The sequence below is a fragment of the Butyrivibrio sp. ob235 genome (assembly GCF_900109475.1).
GTDB lineage: Bacteria > Bacillota > Clostridia > Lachnospirales > Lachnospiraceae > Butyrivibrio.
This window is the reverse complement of sequence record NZ_FOBE01000018.1, coordinates 1-15,549: the sequence shown is the minus strand read 5'-3', so window position 1 is coordinate 15,549 and position 15,549 is coordinate 1. Positions and strand designations below refer to the sequence as shown.

The 15,549-nt window shown below is 43.4% G+C and carries 12 protein-coding genes; 9 read left to right on the top strand and 3 right to left on the bottom strand.

Annotation, left to right across the window (positions count from 1 at the left end):
• Positions 1-45: 45 nt before the first annotated feature.
• The 7 genes from BMW61_RS12840 (at position 46) to BMW61_RS21620 (ending at position 7,635) form a co-directional block, all read left to right on the top strand.
• Positions 46-1,266, top strand: a complete 1,221-nt coding sequence (locus BMW61_RS12840; RefSeq protein ID WP_026498849.1) for an ABC transporter substrate-binding protein — start codon at positions 46-48, stop codon at positions 1,264-1,266.
• A gap of 63 nt (positions 1,267-1,329) precedes the next feature.
• Positions 1,330-3,042 carry an ABC transporter permease gene (locus BMW61_RS12835; RefSeq protein WP_091822591.1) on the top strand — a complete coding sequence of 571 codons (1,713 nt, stop codon included), beginning with the start codon at positions 1,330-1,332 and terminating at the stop codon, positions 3,040-3,042.
• A gap of 16 nt (positions 3,043-3,058) precedes the next feature.
• Positions 3,059-4,120, top strand: a complete 1,062-nt coding sequence (locus BMW61_RS12830; RefSeq protein ID WP_022762315.1) for an ABC transporter ATP-binding protein — start codon at positions 3,059-3,061, stop codon at positions 4,118-4,120.
• 29 nt (positions 4,121-4,149) lie between these two features.
• On the top strand, positions 4,150-4,836 hold the full coding sequence (locus BMW61_RS12825; RefSeq protein WP_022762316.1) for an MgtC/SapB family protein: 687 nt from the start codon (positions 4,150-4,152) through the stop codon (positions 4,834-4,836).
• 591 nt (positions 4,837-5,427) lie between these two features.
• On the top strand, positions 5,428-5,754 hold the full coding sequence (locus BMW61_RS12820; RefSeq protein ID WP_091822588.1) for a hypothetical protein: 327 nt from the start codon (positions 5,428-5,430) through the stop codon (positions 5,752-5,754).
• A gap of 380 nt (positions 5,755-6,134) precedes the next feature.
• Entirely contained in the window at positions 6,135-7,241 is a 1,107-nt protein-coding gene (locus BMW61_RS12815; protein ID WP_091822585.1) for a phosphodiester glycosidase family protein, read from the top strand.
• Entirely contained in the window at positions 7,225-7,635 is a 411-nt protein-coding gene (locus BMW61_RS21620; protein WP_026498851.1) for a hypothetical protein, read from the top strand. The genes BMW61_RS12815 and BMW61_RS21620 overlap by 17 nt, the downstream gene beginning before the upstream one ends.
• Here BMW61_RS21620 and BMW61_RS12810 read toward each other — a convergent pair.
• From BMW61_RS12810 to BMW61_RS12800, 3 genes are read right to left on the bottom strand one after another with little or no spacing between them, the layout of a single operon-like run.
• Positions 7,576-8,862 (bottom strand): DUF5605 domain-containing protein, encoded by a 1,287-nt coding sequence (locus BMW61_RS12810; RefSeq protein WP_091822582.1) that lies wholly within the window; start codon positions 8,860-8,862, stop codon positions 7,576-7,578. The two genes, BMW61_RS21620 and BMW61_RS12810, sit on opposite strands and share 60 nt — an antisense overlap.
• Positions 8,855-9,502 (bottom strand): HAD family hydrolase, encoded by a 648-nt coding sequence (locus tag BMW61_RS12805; protein WP_026498852.1) that lies wholly within the window; start codon positions 9,500-9,502, stop codon positions 8,855-8,857. The genes BMW61_RS12810 and BMW61_RS12805 overlap by 8 nt, the downstream gene beginning before the upstream one ends.
• A 1-nt stretch (position 9,503) precedes the next feature.
• The gene (locus tag BMW61_RS12800; RefSeq protein WP_026498853.1) at positions 9,504-9,743 is read right to left on the bottom strand and encodes a hypothetical protein; all 240 of its coding nucleotides are present in this window, start codon (positions 9,741-9,743) and stop codon (positions 9,504-9,506) included.
• A gap of 165 nt (positions 9,744-9,908) precedes the next feature.
• Between BMW61_RS12800 and BMW61_RS12795 the strand changes: the two genes are divergently transcribed.
• Entirely contained in the window at positions 9,909-10,472 is a 564-nt protein-coding gene (locus BMW61_RS12795; protein ID WP_022762321.1) for a rhomboid family intramembrane serine protease, read from the top strand.
• A 289-nt stretch (positions 10,473-10,761) separates the two neighbouring features.
• Positions 10,762-15,549, top strand: a 4,788-nt coding sequence (locus BMW61_RS12790; protein ID WP_091822576.1) for an InlB B-repeat-containing protein, incomplete at its 3' end; no start/stop codon positions are given.

The window sequence follows — 15,549 nt, the reverse complement described above, 5'->3', positions numbered from 1 at the left end:
TCATCTTCTTATCAAATGTATTTAACATTTTGAAAGGAGAGGAAAATGAGAAAAAAGTTAGCATTGGTTTTAGCAGGACTTATGACACTCAGCGTAGTTGGCTGTGGCGGATCTAACGGAGGATCTACAGAGGCACCCGCTGCTGAGACAAAGACTGAGGAGGCTGCACCGGCTGAGACAGCTACAGAAGAGCCCGCAGCAGAGGAGACAACAGAAGCTGAAGAGGCAACTGAGGATGCAGGTGAGGCTACAGAGGCCGGCGGAATGGATGCTCTTATTGAGGCAGCTAAGGCTGAGGGAGAGCTCATCGTTTACGGTTCATGCGAGGAAGAGTACCTTGCAGCAGCTTGTGAGAACTTCGAAAAAATGTATGGCATAAAAGTTCAGTATCAGCGCCTTTCTACCGGTGAAGTTCAGAGTAAGATCGAAGAAGAGAACGGAAATCCTTCAGGTGACGTTTGGTTCGGCGGCACAACCGATCCCTATAACGTAGCAGCAGGCGAGGGACTTCTTGAGGCATATGAAGCACAGAATGCTTCTCATCTTATCGGTGATAAGTATCGCGACAAGGATGGTTACTGGTATGGAATCTACAAGGGAATCCTTGGTTTCATGGTGAACAGAGACGAGCTCGAGAGAATGGGCATCGACGAGCCTAAGGACTGGCAGGATCTTCTTGATGAGAAGTACAAGGGACTTGTATGGCTTTCAAACTACAACACAGCAGGAACAGCTAAGCTTGTTATCAACACAATGATCCAGAAGTACGGACATGATGAAGGTATCCAGTACCTCGTTGACCTCGATAAGAACATCGAAGTTTACACAAAGTCAGGTTCAGGCCCTTCCAAGAACGTTGGAACAGGTGAGTGTATCGTAGGTATCGGTTTCCTTCACGATGGTATCACACAGATCGTTGACAACGGTTATGGCAATATTGACCTCGTAATTCCTTCAACAGGAACATCCTTCGAGATCGGTGCAACAGCTATTTTCAAGGGATGCGCACATCCAAATGCAGCTAAGCTTTGGATCGAGTATGCACTCAGCCCTGATTGCGTTGAGCTAGCAGCACAGAACGGTTCTTACCAGTTCCTTGTTATCGACAATGCAAAGCAGCCCGAAGTAGCAGCAGAGTTTGGACTTGATCCCGAGAACGTTATGGATTATGACTTCGAAGATGCAAAAGAGAATACAGAAACTTACATTGAGGAAGTTATGACCGCACTCGGAAGCGCAGCAGACGATCGTTTCCAGACCGAATAATATAACTATTATGGGCGGATGTTTATTTCATCCGCCCTAAATTTTTAGAGGAGGAGTTGAAAAATGGCAAAGAGTCAAAGTGCCAGCCTTGACAGGAAAAAGCTCATGGCGGATCCCATCATGGTTTCTACCATTATTCTTTTGGTGGTTTTTCTTACAGTATTTATTCTTTACCCGCTGGCTATACTGCTTGTTGACAGCTTTGTATCTGAATCGGGGTTAACGCTTGATACATTTAAGAGAGTTATGGGACTCTCAAATTTCAGACGCGCGATCACCAACACACTTAAGGTTGGATTTTTGGTAGGTATCGCGTCAGCTCTCATAGGCCTTTTATTTGCTTATGTTGAGGTTTATGTAAAACTCAGAACAAAATTCATGGAAGGTCTTTTCAAAGTCGTTTCCATGCTTCCGGTGGTTTCACCGCCGTTCGTGCTTTCACTTTCGATGATCATGCTTTTCGGAAAAGCAGGTATCATTACACGTTTTATCTTACATATCTATGACAACAGCGTGTATGGATTCTGGGGCATCGCCATAGTCCAGACACTTACATTTTTTCCTGTGTGCTACATGATGCTCAAGGGACTTTTGAAAAATATCGATCCTTCACTTGAGGAGGCTGCCAGAGACATGGGCGCTTCCCGTTTCAAGGTATTCATGACGGTTACTTTCCCGCTTATTCTTCCGGGACTTGGAAATGCCTTCCTTGTAACCTTCATAGAGTCTATTGCGGACTTTGCTAACCCCATGATTATCGGTGGTTCCTACGATACACTTGCGACAACAATTTACCTTCAGATTACAGGTGCGTATGATAAGCAGGGCGCGGCTGCCATGGCGGTTGTACTTCTTGCAATCACACTCGTGATGTTTATCATCCAGAAGTATTATCTCGAAGCCAAGAGCACAGCTACTCTTTCAGGAAAAGCGTCCAGAGAGCGTATGCTCATCACAGATAAGAGCGTTACAATCCCTCTTACAATCCTGTGCTCAGCGCTCGCGATTTTCGTAATAATCATGTATATCTGCGTTCCCTTTGGCGCTATGTTCAAGACCTGGGGATACGATTTTCATCTGACCTTCAAGTGGTTCGGCCAGGTGTTCACAAAGTACAAGGGACTAAAAGCATTTAAGGACAGCTTCATTCTTTCCTTCATATCGGCGCCTATCACGGCACTTCTGTCCATGATCATCTCTTATCTTGTTGTTAAGAGAAAGTTCAAGGCAAAGGGCTTTATCGAGGCGGTTTCAATGTTGGCTATGGCAGTTCCCGGAACTGTACTCGGTATCGGATATATCAGAGGATTTTCAGGCGGTATCTTCGGAACAGGAATCCTTCAGGGACTGTACGGAACAGGTGCGATTCTCGTAATCGTATTTATCGTTCGAAGCCTTCCTACAGGAACCAGAAGCGGTATCTCCGCCCTCAGACAGATTGATAAGAGCATTGAGGAATCCGCTTATGATATGGGTGCCGACAGCTTCAAAGTGTTTATGACAGTCACACTTCCGCTTATCAAGGACAGCTTCCTTTCGGGATTTGTAACATCCTTCGTAAGAAGTATCACAGCGATCAGTGCAATCATCCTTTTGGTTACACCTTCGTATCTTCTTATTACGGTTCAGATCAACGAGTTCGCAGAGAAGGGATCCTACGGAATTGCCTGCGCTTTTGCATCAATCCTGATCCTTATCACCTACAGCGCGGTTCTTGTTATGAACCTTGTGATTAAACACTTCGGAACAAGTCGTCAGATTAAGACTACAGATTGACGGGAGGAGAAAAATTATGTCAAAAGAGAAAAAGGGCGTACGCCTTGAACATATTTCAAAGATTTACAAGGATCCCAAGACCGGTAAAGATTTCTATGCAGTTAAGGATGCAAATATCGAGATCGAACCCGGAAGTTTCGTAACACTTCTTGGACCTTCAGGATGCGGAAAAACAACAACTCTTCGTATGATCGCCGGCTTTGAGAGCCCGGACGAGGGAGAGATTTACCTTGGAAATGAGCCGATAAATGCGCTCACTCCCAACAAGCGTGATACGGCTATGGTTTTCCAGAGCTATGCGCTTCTTCCTCACTACAACATTTTTGATAATGTTGCATACGGACTTAAGCTTCGTAAGATGGATAAGGAGACTATCAGGAAAAAGGTTACTGACATTCTCGGACTCGTAGGACTTGAGGGCATGGAAAACAGAATGACTAACCAGCTTTCAGGTGGACAGCAGCAGAGAGTTGCTCTTGCAAGAGCTCTTGTAATCGAGCCCGGCGTGCTCCTTTTCGATGAGCCGTTGTCAAACCTTGATGCAAAGCTTCGTGTTTCCATGAGAACAGAGATCAGAAGAATCCAGCAGGAAGCAGGAATCACAGCTATCTATGTAACACATGATCAGAGTGAGGCTATGGCTATCTCCGATAAGGTCATTATCATGAAGGGTGGTCTTGTGGAGCAGATTTCCACACCTCAGGAAGCATACTACTATCCGAACAACAAGTTTGTCGCAGATTTCATTGGCGAAGCAAACTTCCTTAAGGCTATTGTCAAGTCACAGGATATTGTCGAAATAAATGGTGAAGAGGTTAAGTGCTCAACAGGAAGTCTTGGAAACGGAGCTGAGTGCAGCATCGTTCTTCGTCCCGAGGGAGCAACCCTTGGCGACAACGGTTCTATAATGGGCGAAGTTGAGTATTCATGTTTCATGGGTGCTTATCAGGATTATCATATCAAGATTGGTGATGAACTTGTTAAAATCCAGGAGTACAACCCGAAGAACAAGAAGATTTATGGTGTAGGCGACAAGGTTTATCTGAACTTTGAAGAAAATACATTATATGCGCTTTAAAAAGAACACGAAGAAAAGGAGGGCGCTGAATGGGAACGCTCGAATTTTTTGAAAGCAGTGCCGATCTTGCGGTCGCACTTAGACTTGTGATAGCAACTCTTTTCGGTTGCCTCATCGGCTGGGAGCGTGTGGTAAAGCGCCATACTGCAGGTATCAAGACGTTCGCTCTTGTGAGTCTTGGCTCAGCGGTTGCGACATCCCTGAATATATATCTTGCAATGTTGCCGGGGCTTGGGGCTGATGTCAGCCGAATTCCCGCCGGCGTAGTAAGCGGTATCGGTTTCCTCGGCGCAGGTACTATCCTCGTCACAGGTAAGAAACAGATAAAGGGACTTACCACAGCTGCTTCTCTGTGGGTTACTTCCTGCATGGGAATGGCTATTGGTGCAGGATATATCGTTATCGGCATCACTTGCTTTGTGCTGGTCATGATCGCCAACGTAGTGCTTATGAATCTCAGCAATGTTGTTGAAGAATATAGTAAGTACATGAGCATGTATATTGAAGTGAATAAAGGCTCAGTCACTAAGCTCTCCAAGTATCTGTCTGAAGAGGATCTCTCAATCAGCAGTATGACCAAGAGCAAGGAGAAGACACTTCAATCCTCTGATGTTGCACTTCTGATCGATATCGACAGCTCCAGAAGACGCTCCCACAGGGAGATCATCAGAAGACTCCAGGAGCTGGAGTATGTTAATTATGTGGAAGAGATTTGATGGATATAGCATTATTTATAGGCTTGTCGTAAGTCAATTCGCGAAGAAATTAGGAATGGACTTACAGCTGGAGTCCTTTTTCTGTGGAATAGGAGTTTTGTGCAAAACCACAGATGTGTAAATCGGATTAATCTGCGTAATAGAAATTTTGTGCTAGAACACAGATAAAAAAATTGGTCAAATCTGTGAAAAAAATAATATGTGTAATATCATAGATGATTTTGAATTTTTATAGTTAAATTTATCTGTGAAAATTAGTATTGCGTAAGGAACACAGAAATATCTGACACAAAACTGGGTGGATAAAGGAAAAATATCTGTGAATAAAGAGTAGAAGCCCATAACACAGATTTTGGCAGAAAAATAATCTGTGAAAGAATTAAAAAAGTGGTTTTCACAGAAGATGAATAAATCCTATGGACATAATGTGGAAATGCTAAGTATATAAGATGTTAATCACAACAAAAAACATTGTGGTTCAAAATTAAGACACATTTGTGTGCTAGCATCAAAAATATGTGGATAATAAAGTCGCAATCAAACACAGTGTTTATCCATACCACATCAATTATCAATTTGGAGGAAACAAAAATGAGTCAGGAAAAAGTTGATGCTTACAAAATCGAGAAGAAGGGGAGAAAGGCAAGAATCGCAAAACATAAGAGAAATGTAAAGATTGCAAAGTGTGTAAGTCTGGTGCTTCTGCTTGCTGTATGTTCTCTGGTAGGATGGAGAGTTTATGCTGCTAAACATCCTACAGCAGATGCGGCTGCAACAGAGATTTCAGAGGATGTAGTACCTGCAGCAGAGACAGTTGATGGAACAGAAGCTACAGCAGAGACCACAGACGGAACTGAAACCGTAGATGAAACTGAAACTTCAACTGATGCTGCAGATGAGACAACAGATGCTAACTAATCCGTGATATATTTCATGACTGATTAAGATAATCAGTTTCAGGCTGAATTTTTTATTTTAGCATTTAGTTTCAATTTAGGTTAGAGGTATATAGTGTAATCATCGAGAGGAGCAATCCTTTTGGAAATAGCATACACACACTCTTTCTTCATATTAGTTGGCCGGGCTTCTCGAGGAGCCCGGCCATTCCTCATTAATATCGCAAAGCTTTATTCAGTCAAGCCTTCAAATCAGGAAAGGTTCTATCTAATCATATACTAAAAAATCATAGCATCCTTTTTAAACCTTTAGGTTGCATTTAGGTTCATTTGCAATAATACCCAATAAAGAAAATAAGCTGAAAAAGCTATTATGAAAAATACATTGAGGAAGGAAAGAAAATGAAAAAACACGCATGGGCTGTTTTGTACACTATCGCCCTTACAGCCTTTACCACATATATATCACTGGATACTTTTGTGTTGGCAAGGAGTTACAACACTAATGCAACTGATATAAATACAGCAATGTTTTCAGGAATGGAAGTCAGTTCAGGGATTAGTGACAGCATAAAACAGGACAATACAGATCAGGACACCACAGACGGGTCCGAAAAAAGAAAACATTCAAGAAATAAGCATCCGGGAGGATGGTCCAAAGATTCCGGATTCCCGGAAAAATTCAAGGACAGAAAAGCGCCTGACGATAGTGAATCAACTGAAGACAGCAATGCCCCAAGCGATAACGAATCCGCCAACAATAGTGAATCAACAACCACATCAGAATACACAGGAGAGACATCTTATAAAGATGAGAATGTGACCATAGAGCTCACTACTTACGATGAATATGACACGAAAATATATGTGGCAGACGTGACTCTGACATCCGCCGAGTATCTTAAGACAGCCTTTGCTGAGGATACTTACGGAAAAAATGTAACCGATACCACCTCCGATATTGCAGAGAAAAATGGCGCAATTCTCGCTGTAAACGGAGATTATTACGGTGCTCGTGAAAGCGGATATGTGATCAGAAACGGCGTGGTTTACAGGGATAGCGTTAATGGCTCTGATGTTCTATGCATATATGCGAACGGATCGATGGAGGTAGTAAAGGACAGCGAATATACGGCAGATGAACTTTTGGAAAAGGGAGTATGGCAGGCGTTTTCTTTCGGACCGGCACTGGTGGAGGACAGCGAAATAGCTGTAAGTACCAACACCAAAGTTGACAGAGAAATGAGCAGCAATCCCAGAACTGCCATCGGAGTGATCGATGAAAATCATTTTGTTTTTGTTGTATCGGACGGAAGAACTTCGGAAAGTGAAGGCTTGAGCCTATATGAGCTGGCAACCTTCATGGAAAAGCTTGGTGTGGAAACAGCTTACAATCTGGATGGGGGAGGATCATCAACAATGTATTTCAACGGTCAGGTTGTTAATAATCCGACCACAAGCGGAAAGATAAAGGAAAGAGAGGTAAGCGACATTGTATTCATTTCGTAGCATAAGAAGAAGTTTATTTGGAAACCTCGCAGGTACGATCTTTTTGGCTCTGTTTGGAGCAATTTATGAAATGTACAGCCATGGAGTATATTCGTATTTCATGATATATGCATTCGCGGTACCGCTTATAATGGGCGTTTTACCCTACATGATCATGCATACACTTGGAAAAACGGCGAGCCCGATATTCATCAATTTATGGAATTCTGCTATTGCAACATTAAGCGTAGGAAGCGTGTTCGCCGGGGTTCTTGCCATATACGGAACAACAAACAAGCTTCTGATCATTTATCCGATAGCCGGAGCAGTACTGATTCTGGGAAGTGTTATTTCCCTAGTGTGCAATCACAGCCATATAGGGCTTGCCGGGCAGAGCAACAGTAACCTTTCCTGATGCATTCTCGAGGACAACTTCCCTGGTCATGTTCCAGGTGTCGATTACTTCGACTTTGTACTTTTTATCTGCGGGCAAAACCAGAGTATCCCTGGCACAGCACCTGAGATAATAATAATTGATGATAGCAGAGTTATCAGCGCATCTGCCGCTGTAGCAGTGCTCTGCGTAGAAATGCATATGACGGTTCTCGGGAGTCATCAGTTCTATGGCATTCATGAAACTGACAAACCCGGGATCCTTTTCTTTTTCGCGGCGCTCCTCATCGGAGAGCTCAGAGAAGTAAGGAATACCGCCCGCCGTAGGTTCAACCGGTCCCGGAAGACTTTCAACAATTTCTTTAAGAAAAGCAATACGCTCGGGAGATGTTCCTTTTAAGCGGCCGCCCTTCGACCACCACAGCACATCGTCGGGATCAAGAAAAGTCTCTCCGTGAGTACAGTAAGCCCCGCTTACGATGCTCATCCAGAATCTGGCAGTCATCTCTTCGCCGGAAATAGAACCCCAGAAATCGGGAATATTTCCCTCATAACAGCACTCGTCAACCATAATCGGTTTTCCGAACTTCCTAACGAGACCTCCAATATCGGGAAAACGCTTGGTCTGGTAGGAACCGTGTGTAATATTCGCTCTCGAAGTATCCCAGGGAACAAAACAGTTATGGTTGGAAATAAGATGATGCCTCTTATCATGAGATGCTAGATACTCCTCAATCTCATACCAATCCGCCATGCTCTTTCTATGAAGCAGAAGATCATACTCATTCGCAAGGCTCCACCAGATATTATCAAGATGTCCCAGCCTGTCTATGCAAAGCTGCAGATATTTTAGATTATCTTCCTGTGAAAACTGCGAGAATCCCCATCTGTCGTAGGGATGAAAAAGAATGAGATCGCACTGAATCTCCATGTCATCGAGATGCTTGATAATGCTTTCCAGATGATTCCAGAATCTCTCATCGGGTGAATCTACATCCCAACACCCGGAATCAGTCTTATGGAACGGATAGAACTCCGGCTCATTTTTATTATAGGTATAGTCCTTGGGAAAAACGCACATTCTGACCTTATTAAAAGGAGAGCCGGAAAGGCTCTCAAAGGTATGCTCGATTATTTCCGAAGTTTGATGCGCGAAGGCATAGATAGTTGTACCGAAAGGATAGAAAATTATGCCGTCCTCATATTCGAAGTGAGTACCGACAGCTTTTACCATTCCATGTTTACTCATGAAGTAAAATCTCCTTAAGTTCCTCTGTGTCTTTTGCAAAGAGCTCCGCACCTGCTTCTATAAGCTCAGGCTTATCGCGAAATCCCCACAAAACAGTAACCATTGAAAGCTCTGAATTCTTTGCGGTGGCAACATCAATATCAGAGTCTCCGACATACACGGCTTCCGATTTTGACACACCAAGCTCAGAGAGCGCGATATCCACAAGCTCCGGTGAGGGCTTTCTCGGAACACCTTCTCTTGCGCCTACAGCCACTGTGAAAAGACCGTCAAAATAACTCTTTGCCAACCTGTGTACATTTTCATCGGTTTTGTTGGATACTACCGCGGTTTTAATTCCAGCATCCTTTAGAGACCTAAGTAGCTCGCAGATTCCGGGATAGGGCTTCGTCTTCTCCGCGCAGTGAAGAGGGTAGTACTCCTTGTGCATGGCAAGAACCCTGCTCTCGGTCTCAGGATCCGTGCCCTCGGGAACACATTTATTTACAAGGTATACCATACCTTTTCCGAGAAAAGCGCGAACCTCCTTTGTTGAACGCTCGGGAAGACCGTTCTCACGAAGAGCATGATTCACGCTGTCTCTTAAATCATCAAGACTGTCGAGGATGGTTCCGTCCATATCAAAAATGACTGCTTTCATATTATTGCTGCCTTCCCATATCCATCATGGTTCTGAAAAGATCGATATCATTCTGTGTAAGCTTGATATTACACTGTTTTGAAGCTCCGTCCGGAGTTGTGATTTTCATATCAAAAATGGTGCCCTCCTGAAGGGATGAGTCCTTTACCGCATTGAAAAAAGGGAATACGCGTGGGTGCTCAGCCTTGAAGGTGTTAAATTTCTGCTGCAATTCCATAATTGCCATAGGATTAATATTCATAAAAACCTCGCTAAAATAAAATATGCTTGCGCCGCAGCACAGCATATTTATTCTAAGAAAAAACAGGGTATCTTGTCTAGTACCGGCCTTGGTTTATCTGATATTTTGGAGAAAAATGTGATATGATTACATAAAATCATTGCTTACTTAAGGGGATTTGGGAAAATGAAAAAACTAAAGATAACATTTAACGCACCTGTTGTACTTGGCTTTGCACTGCTTAGTTTTGCAGTCCTTCTTCTGGGAATAGTAACGCATGGAGCCAGCACACAGACATTTTTCACAACCTACAGATCGGATCTTCGATCGCCGCTCACCTATCTCAGATTCTTCACTTATACGCTGGGACACTCCGGCTGGGAGCATTTCATCGGCAACATGTCCTATATACTTCTGCTTGGACCTGCGCTTGAGGAAAAGTACGGATCAGCAAAACTTGTTGTTGTTATACTTGTTACCGCTCTTATAACGGGAATCGTAAATTCAATGTTTTTCCCTACTGTTGCACTATGCGGAGCTAGCGGAATTGTATTTGCATTCATCGTAATGACTTCCTTCACAGGCTTCAAAGGCGGAGAAATCCCGCTTACTTTCATTCTTGTTGCAATCATATTTATAGGACAGCAGATAATAGACGGGGTTTTCATAAACGATAATATCTCTAACACAGCACATATTGTGGGTGGAATTGTCGGAGCTGCAATCGGATATATTTGGAATAAGAAGTAATGGCTGACAAAAGTCCTGAAAAAATGTCAATCATTTTCTTGCAATATTTTTTCAAAAACAAATTAAAATAATTATCTGAAAATAGCACAAATTGTTCTTTAAGAGCTGCTTATGGCAGCTCTTTTGTATACAATAGAAATAATATAGACCTATTTTCACGAAATTCTCAACTTGTCAAGTACGAATTATGAATTGATTATTTCATATTTGGTAGTTTATTTTGAAAGAAAATTTCATATAATAATATATATTGCACTAGTTAACTTTTTTATCGAGGGGAGAAAAAGTCATGCGTAAGAATATCGCACGTAAACTTGCTGCATTTATGGCTCTTGTAGTCCTTCTTACGACCTTTGGGTCAGACTACAACAGCATTGGCGCTCGCGCTAATTCAGACGTAGATGCAATCGAGCAAGGTCTATCAGACGAAAACGGGCTCTGGGAACCCCAGGGCGCAGAACAACAGAATGTGCAGGAGGCTGAAGAGCCGGCACCGGAGGTGGTAGAGGAGCCACAGGTAGAGGAGCCACAGGTAGAGGAGCCTCAAGTAGAGGAACCACCGGCAGAGGAACCTGTACAGGAAGAACCACAGGTAGAGGAGCCTCAAGCAGAGGCACCGGCAGAAGAAGCTCAGGTAGAAGAGCCTGCTGAAAATGTGGAGAATCCTGATGCACAGCCCACAGAGGAAGTACAGCCTACAGAGATTCCCGAAGAGGAAACTCCTGCAGCAGATACTCCCGCTGAGGAGACACCTTCAGCAGAGACACCAGCAGAGGAAAACGGCGAAGCAGTAGTGCCTGAAGAGGCACCTGCCGAGGCTGGAGAAGCTGAAGCACCTGCAGCTGAGACACCTCAGGGTATCGTGATAAGCTATGTTGCAGCTGAAGGCGGTAAAGTATCTGTAGAAACTGAGACAGTTACAGAGGCTGCTGCCGGATCTACAGCTATAGCTGATGAAGGCTATAAGTTTGCAAACTGGACAGATGCTGCCGCTACAGTAGTAGGAGAGGAAGCAACTTTTGTTCCTTCAGCAGAGCAGACCGTTGAGGGTGCTGTTTTCACAGCTAACTTCGAAAAGCTTGCGGTAGAGGCTGAGCCCGAAGTTGATATGCCGGCTGTAACCTTTGATGATGAGGCCGGAGATATCAGCGTTCACGTTGAAGCCGGAGAAGGAGCTTTTCCTGAAGGCACCATAATGAAGGTTACTGCTGTATATGATCAGGCTATTCTTGATGCAGCTGCACAGGCAGCAGGCGTTGAGGCTGACAGCACAGCAGCTGTTGATATCACTTTCTACTACAAGGATAAGGATATCGAGCCCGAAAAGCCTATCAAGGTACAGCTTCACAGTAAAGTGATCACAGAATCCGATGAAGCTCAGGTAGTTCACATTTCTGATGACGGAGATGCGAATGTTGTTTCTGATGCGAGTATGAACGGCGATACAGCTGAATTTAATTCCAGCGATTTCTCAGTATATGTAGTTGTCGGAAAAGATGATGATAACTGCCGTGTAAAGGTTGTTTTCAAGAATGGTGATGAAGAGATTGCTTCAATGTATGTTAAGAAGAATGACAAGATGGAGCAGGTTCTCTATGATCCTGGAGTTGGTCAATTAGCAGCCGGCGTTAATTTTGCAGGATGGACAACTGACAAGAATTATGAACCTGATGCAACCGGACTTACTATTCAAGAAATAAGGGATACAGTTAACGGTATGCTTCCACCTGCAATCGATGCTGATGAAGAAGGCGGAACAGTACTGGAATACTATGCAATGTTTCTTAAGCAGTACAAGGTAAAATATCTTGAAAACGAAGTTGTACTTGGAGAGCATGCAGTTAATGTACGTGCTGATGCTACAGGAGATGCTTCAATCAGACCTTACACTGTAAATATGGCATATACTGTGCCTGATGATGAGCATAAGTTTGAAGGCTGGCTTGTTGCTGAAGGCAATGGGAATATTGTAGACAGAGGGGGAGTAGAAACTGATAAGCCTTTCCCTAATCCCACGGACATAACAATAAAAGGTGATGTAGCCTTCTCTGTAGATGCTCCTTCAGGACATTGGCTTGTTTTTGATGAGAACGGAAAAGGAGCTACTTACTGCGCACCGATATTTGTTAAAGCAGATGAGGTTACAAGAAAATCCAGACCGGATGAGGAGATGACCAGAAAGGGTTATTCTTTTGGCGGTTGGTTCAAAGACAAAGCATGCACAGACGGAAATGAATTTACATTTGGTAACCCGCTTACTGAGAAAACAACCATCTATGCAAAATGGACTCCTAATAACGAAGCGCCCTATACAATTCTTATCTGGAAGCAGAATGCGGCCAAAAACGGCTATGATTTTGCAGGGTCTGCTGTAGGAAAAGGACGCGTTGGAAAGAAGATAAAAGAAGATGAAAAGGCTATCGAAGAAAAGACAATTGGAGATGTTAAATATGCAGTGATAGCCAAAGAACAGTATGGCGGAGTTAAATCTGCCGATGCAGAAAATCTTCCCAATATTAAGCATCCTGAGTTTGTCGGATTTACACTTAAGAATGTTGAAGATGCAACAATAACCGCCGAGGGTACCGGCGTAGCAAATGTATACTTTGATCGTGTTCAGTATACACTTAAGATGTATTTAACAAGGAAGACCGGTAATAATACTTACACGGGATCACAATATGCAGGTAACGGTGCGTATGGCGGAGCCTGGAACCTACCCTTAAATGGTATTACCAAGATTAAAGGTACTGCACCCGGTACAGCTGACGGACAGTACTACTATTATCCTATCACTGCCTATTATGGTGATGATATCTCGGGCCTGTGGCCTACATACGAAGAAGTACAACCTAGCGGACAAACTTTTGTAAGCTGGCTTCTTCGCAAAGGAGCTAAGTCCTATACCAGTAGCGGTAATGGTGGAAATACTGTCAAAGGTGTTATTGGAATAATGGATGAGTGCGTTCTTGCAGATCTTACTTCCAAGGATGGCAACTATGTAGTAGCCCGTTATGACAGCGATCCTTATAACTGGACCTATAATCTCTATTTTGCGGATGCAAATGGAGAATATCCCGCTGAACCCAGCAAGAAGGTTACAGTAAGATCTAATCAGAGTGGTATTGACTCTCAGCATGCTCCGCCAATAGACGGATATGAATATGTAAAACGTGATGGGTATAGTGTAACTGAGCGTCCCAAAACAGGTACTATAAACTATTATTATCAGCCTAAAGCATTTGCTATCAACTATATGGATGGTAAATATGCTAATGGTTCAGACGGTGAAATACAGAATAATAGCGGCGTTCAATTAACTGAAAGAGATGATATCAAATTTGGTGCTGATATTAGTGGATATAATATAACAGTAGATTGCCCCGAGCCTGGATATGTATTTGAAGGCTGGTACATGGATAAGGCATGTAATTCTAAATACAACTTTAACACCACAATGCCTATGGGAGGTGTAACAGTATTTGCAAAATGGCGTCAGATCCAGTACCGTGCATTCCTGCATCCCAATATGGAAGGTGCAGATTGGGGTAATAATCAGGCCATGGATTTCCGTGTAGATTACGGCGCAAAAATCAGTTCACCTACAGGAAGAAAAGCAGGATACCGTTTTGTTGGCTGGTATACAACTCCTGACTTTAAGCCGGATTCAGTATTCAATGGAGACGTATATGTCCTGAATGAAGATACGGTTACCACTCCGTATACTGATAAGTTATCTGAGGATGCGAATAGATTTTGGATTACCAAACAGTTCGATATCTATGCTGAGTGGAGAGAGGTTCTCGACGGTGCGGAAGGAATTAACGTTGTTTACAGCCTGACCGATCCTGATATTGATGGCAAGGGACATCCCGGAACAGGAACAGGAACTGCTGAGGATAAAGGATTATACGTTGATAATTCACGTGCGATAGCAGTGCCGGCAGTAAAGGCTCCTGAAGGATATGTTTTCTCGAACTGGGTAGTTCAGAAATACATTTCAGGGGATAAATACGAGGATGTGCAGGATGTATTCCCCGGTGGATCATATGATATAAAAGCAGCATATGCTAAGGTTACTTCGCTTGGAGGAGGCAAGAATTCTTATGTAATCCAGCTTCGTGCTGAGTACAAGCTTAAAGAAGAAGCTACACCTACCTACATACCGTGGTATGCAAACGATAATACAGCTGCATTCACAATTGATAAGGTTGACGCCGGAGAAACCACAGATAAGAGCACACTGCAGATCAATGAAGCAGTTGAAATTAAGACAGTTCCTGATACCTCTTCCTACAAGTCCAAGTATGAATTCAAGGGCTGGGCAAAGGTAAACATGGGTAATACTGACGAAGAGGCATCTAGATTTATGAATAATTCAGCCAATTGGAAAAAGAGCGGGCTGAGTCTATTCATACCATATGAAAACGGCGCATTCACTTATGAAGGCAAGGCGGCAACAAAGGTTGCTGCTAATGAGGCAATGCCTTATCAGGCACTGTTTGCAGTTTGGGAAGATAAGCTGACTTATCATTCTAACACAGAGGATGATGAGACGGTTGAACAAACAGGAGATCCTGAATCAACTCTTACTGTTGCGGCCAACAGCTTCGAAAATGGTGAGTATACATTCCTTGGCTGGAATACTAAGCCTGATGGAACCGGTACGACATACCAGCCGGGTTCATCTTATACACTTACTGAGGATGTTGATGAGCTCTTTGCTATGTGGGAGGATACCCTTACCTATAAGGCAAATACAGGTGCAACAGTTGAGGATATTGTTGATAAGGGAGAAATCGGCGAAGAACTTACAGTAAGAGCAGCCGATACATTCACAAACGGCACCTACAAATTCAAAGAGTGGAATACACAGGCTGATGGACAGGGAACAACATATGAGCCTGGTAATACATATACACTCACGGATGAGGATGACGTCCTTTATGCAATCTGGGAAGACACCCTTACCTATAAGGCAAATACAGGTGCAGCTGTAGAGGATATTGTTGATAAGGGAGAAATCGGCGAAGGACTTACAGTAAGAGCAGCCGATACATTCACAAACGGCACCTAC

Bases quoted from the DNA above. Each gene is read 5' to 3' on its own strand.
- BMW61_RS12835 (WP_091822591.1), top strand. From the start codon at position 1,330: ATGGCAAAGAGTCAAAGTGCCAGCCTTGACAGGAAAAAGCTCATGGCG.
- BMW61_RS12800 (WP_026498853.1), bottom strand. From the start codon at position 9,743: ATGAATATTAATCCTATGGCAATTATGGAATTGCAGCAGAAATTTAAC.
- BMW61_RS12805 (WP_026498852.1), bottom strand. From the start codon at position 9,502: ATGAAAGCAGTCATTTTTGATATGGACGGAACCATCCTCGACAGTCTT.
- BMW61_RS12830 (WP_022762315.1), top strand. From the start codon at position 3,059: ATGTCAAAAGAGAAAAAGGGCGTACGCCTTGAACATATTTCAAAGATT.
- BMW61_RS12815 (WP_091822585.1), top strand. From the start codon at position 6,135: ATGAAAAAACACGCATGGGCTGTTTTGTACACTATCGCCCTTACAGCC.
- BMW61_RS12840 (WP_026498849.1), top strand. From the start codon at position 46: ATGAGAAAAAAGTTAGCATTGGTTTTAGCAGGACTTATGACACTCAGC.
- BMW61_RS12820 (WP_091822588.1), top strand. From the start codon at position 5,428: ATGAGTCAGGAAAAAGTTGATGCTTACAAAATCGAGAAGAAGGGGAGA.
- BMW61_RS12825 (WP_022762316.1), top strand. From the start codon at position 4,150: ATGGGAACGCTCGAATTTTTTGAAAGCAGTGCCGATCTTGCGGTCGCA.
- BMW61_RS12795 (WP_022762321.1), top strand. From the start codon at position 9,909: ATGAAAAAACTAAAGATAACATTTAACGCACCTGTTGTACTTGGCTTT.
- BMW61_RS12810 (WP_091822582.1), bottom strand. From the start codon at position 8,862: ATGAGTAAACATGGAATGGTAAAAGCTGTCGGTACTCACTTCGAATAT.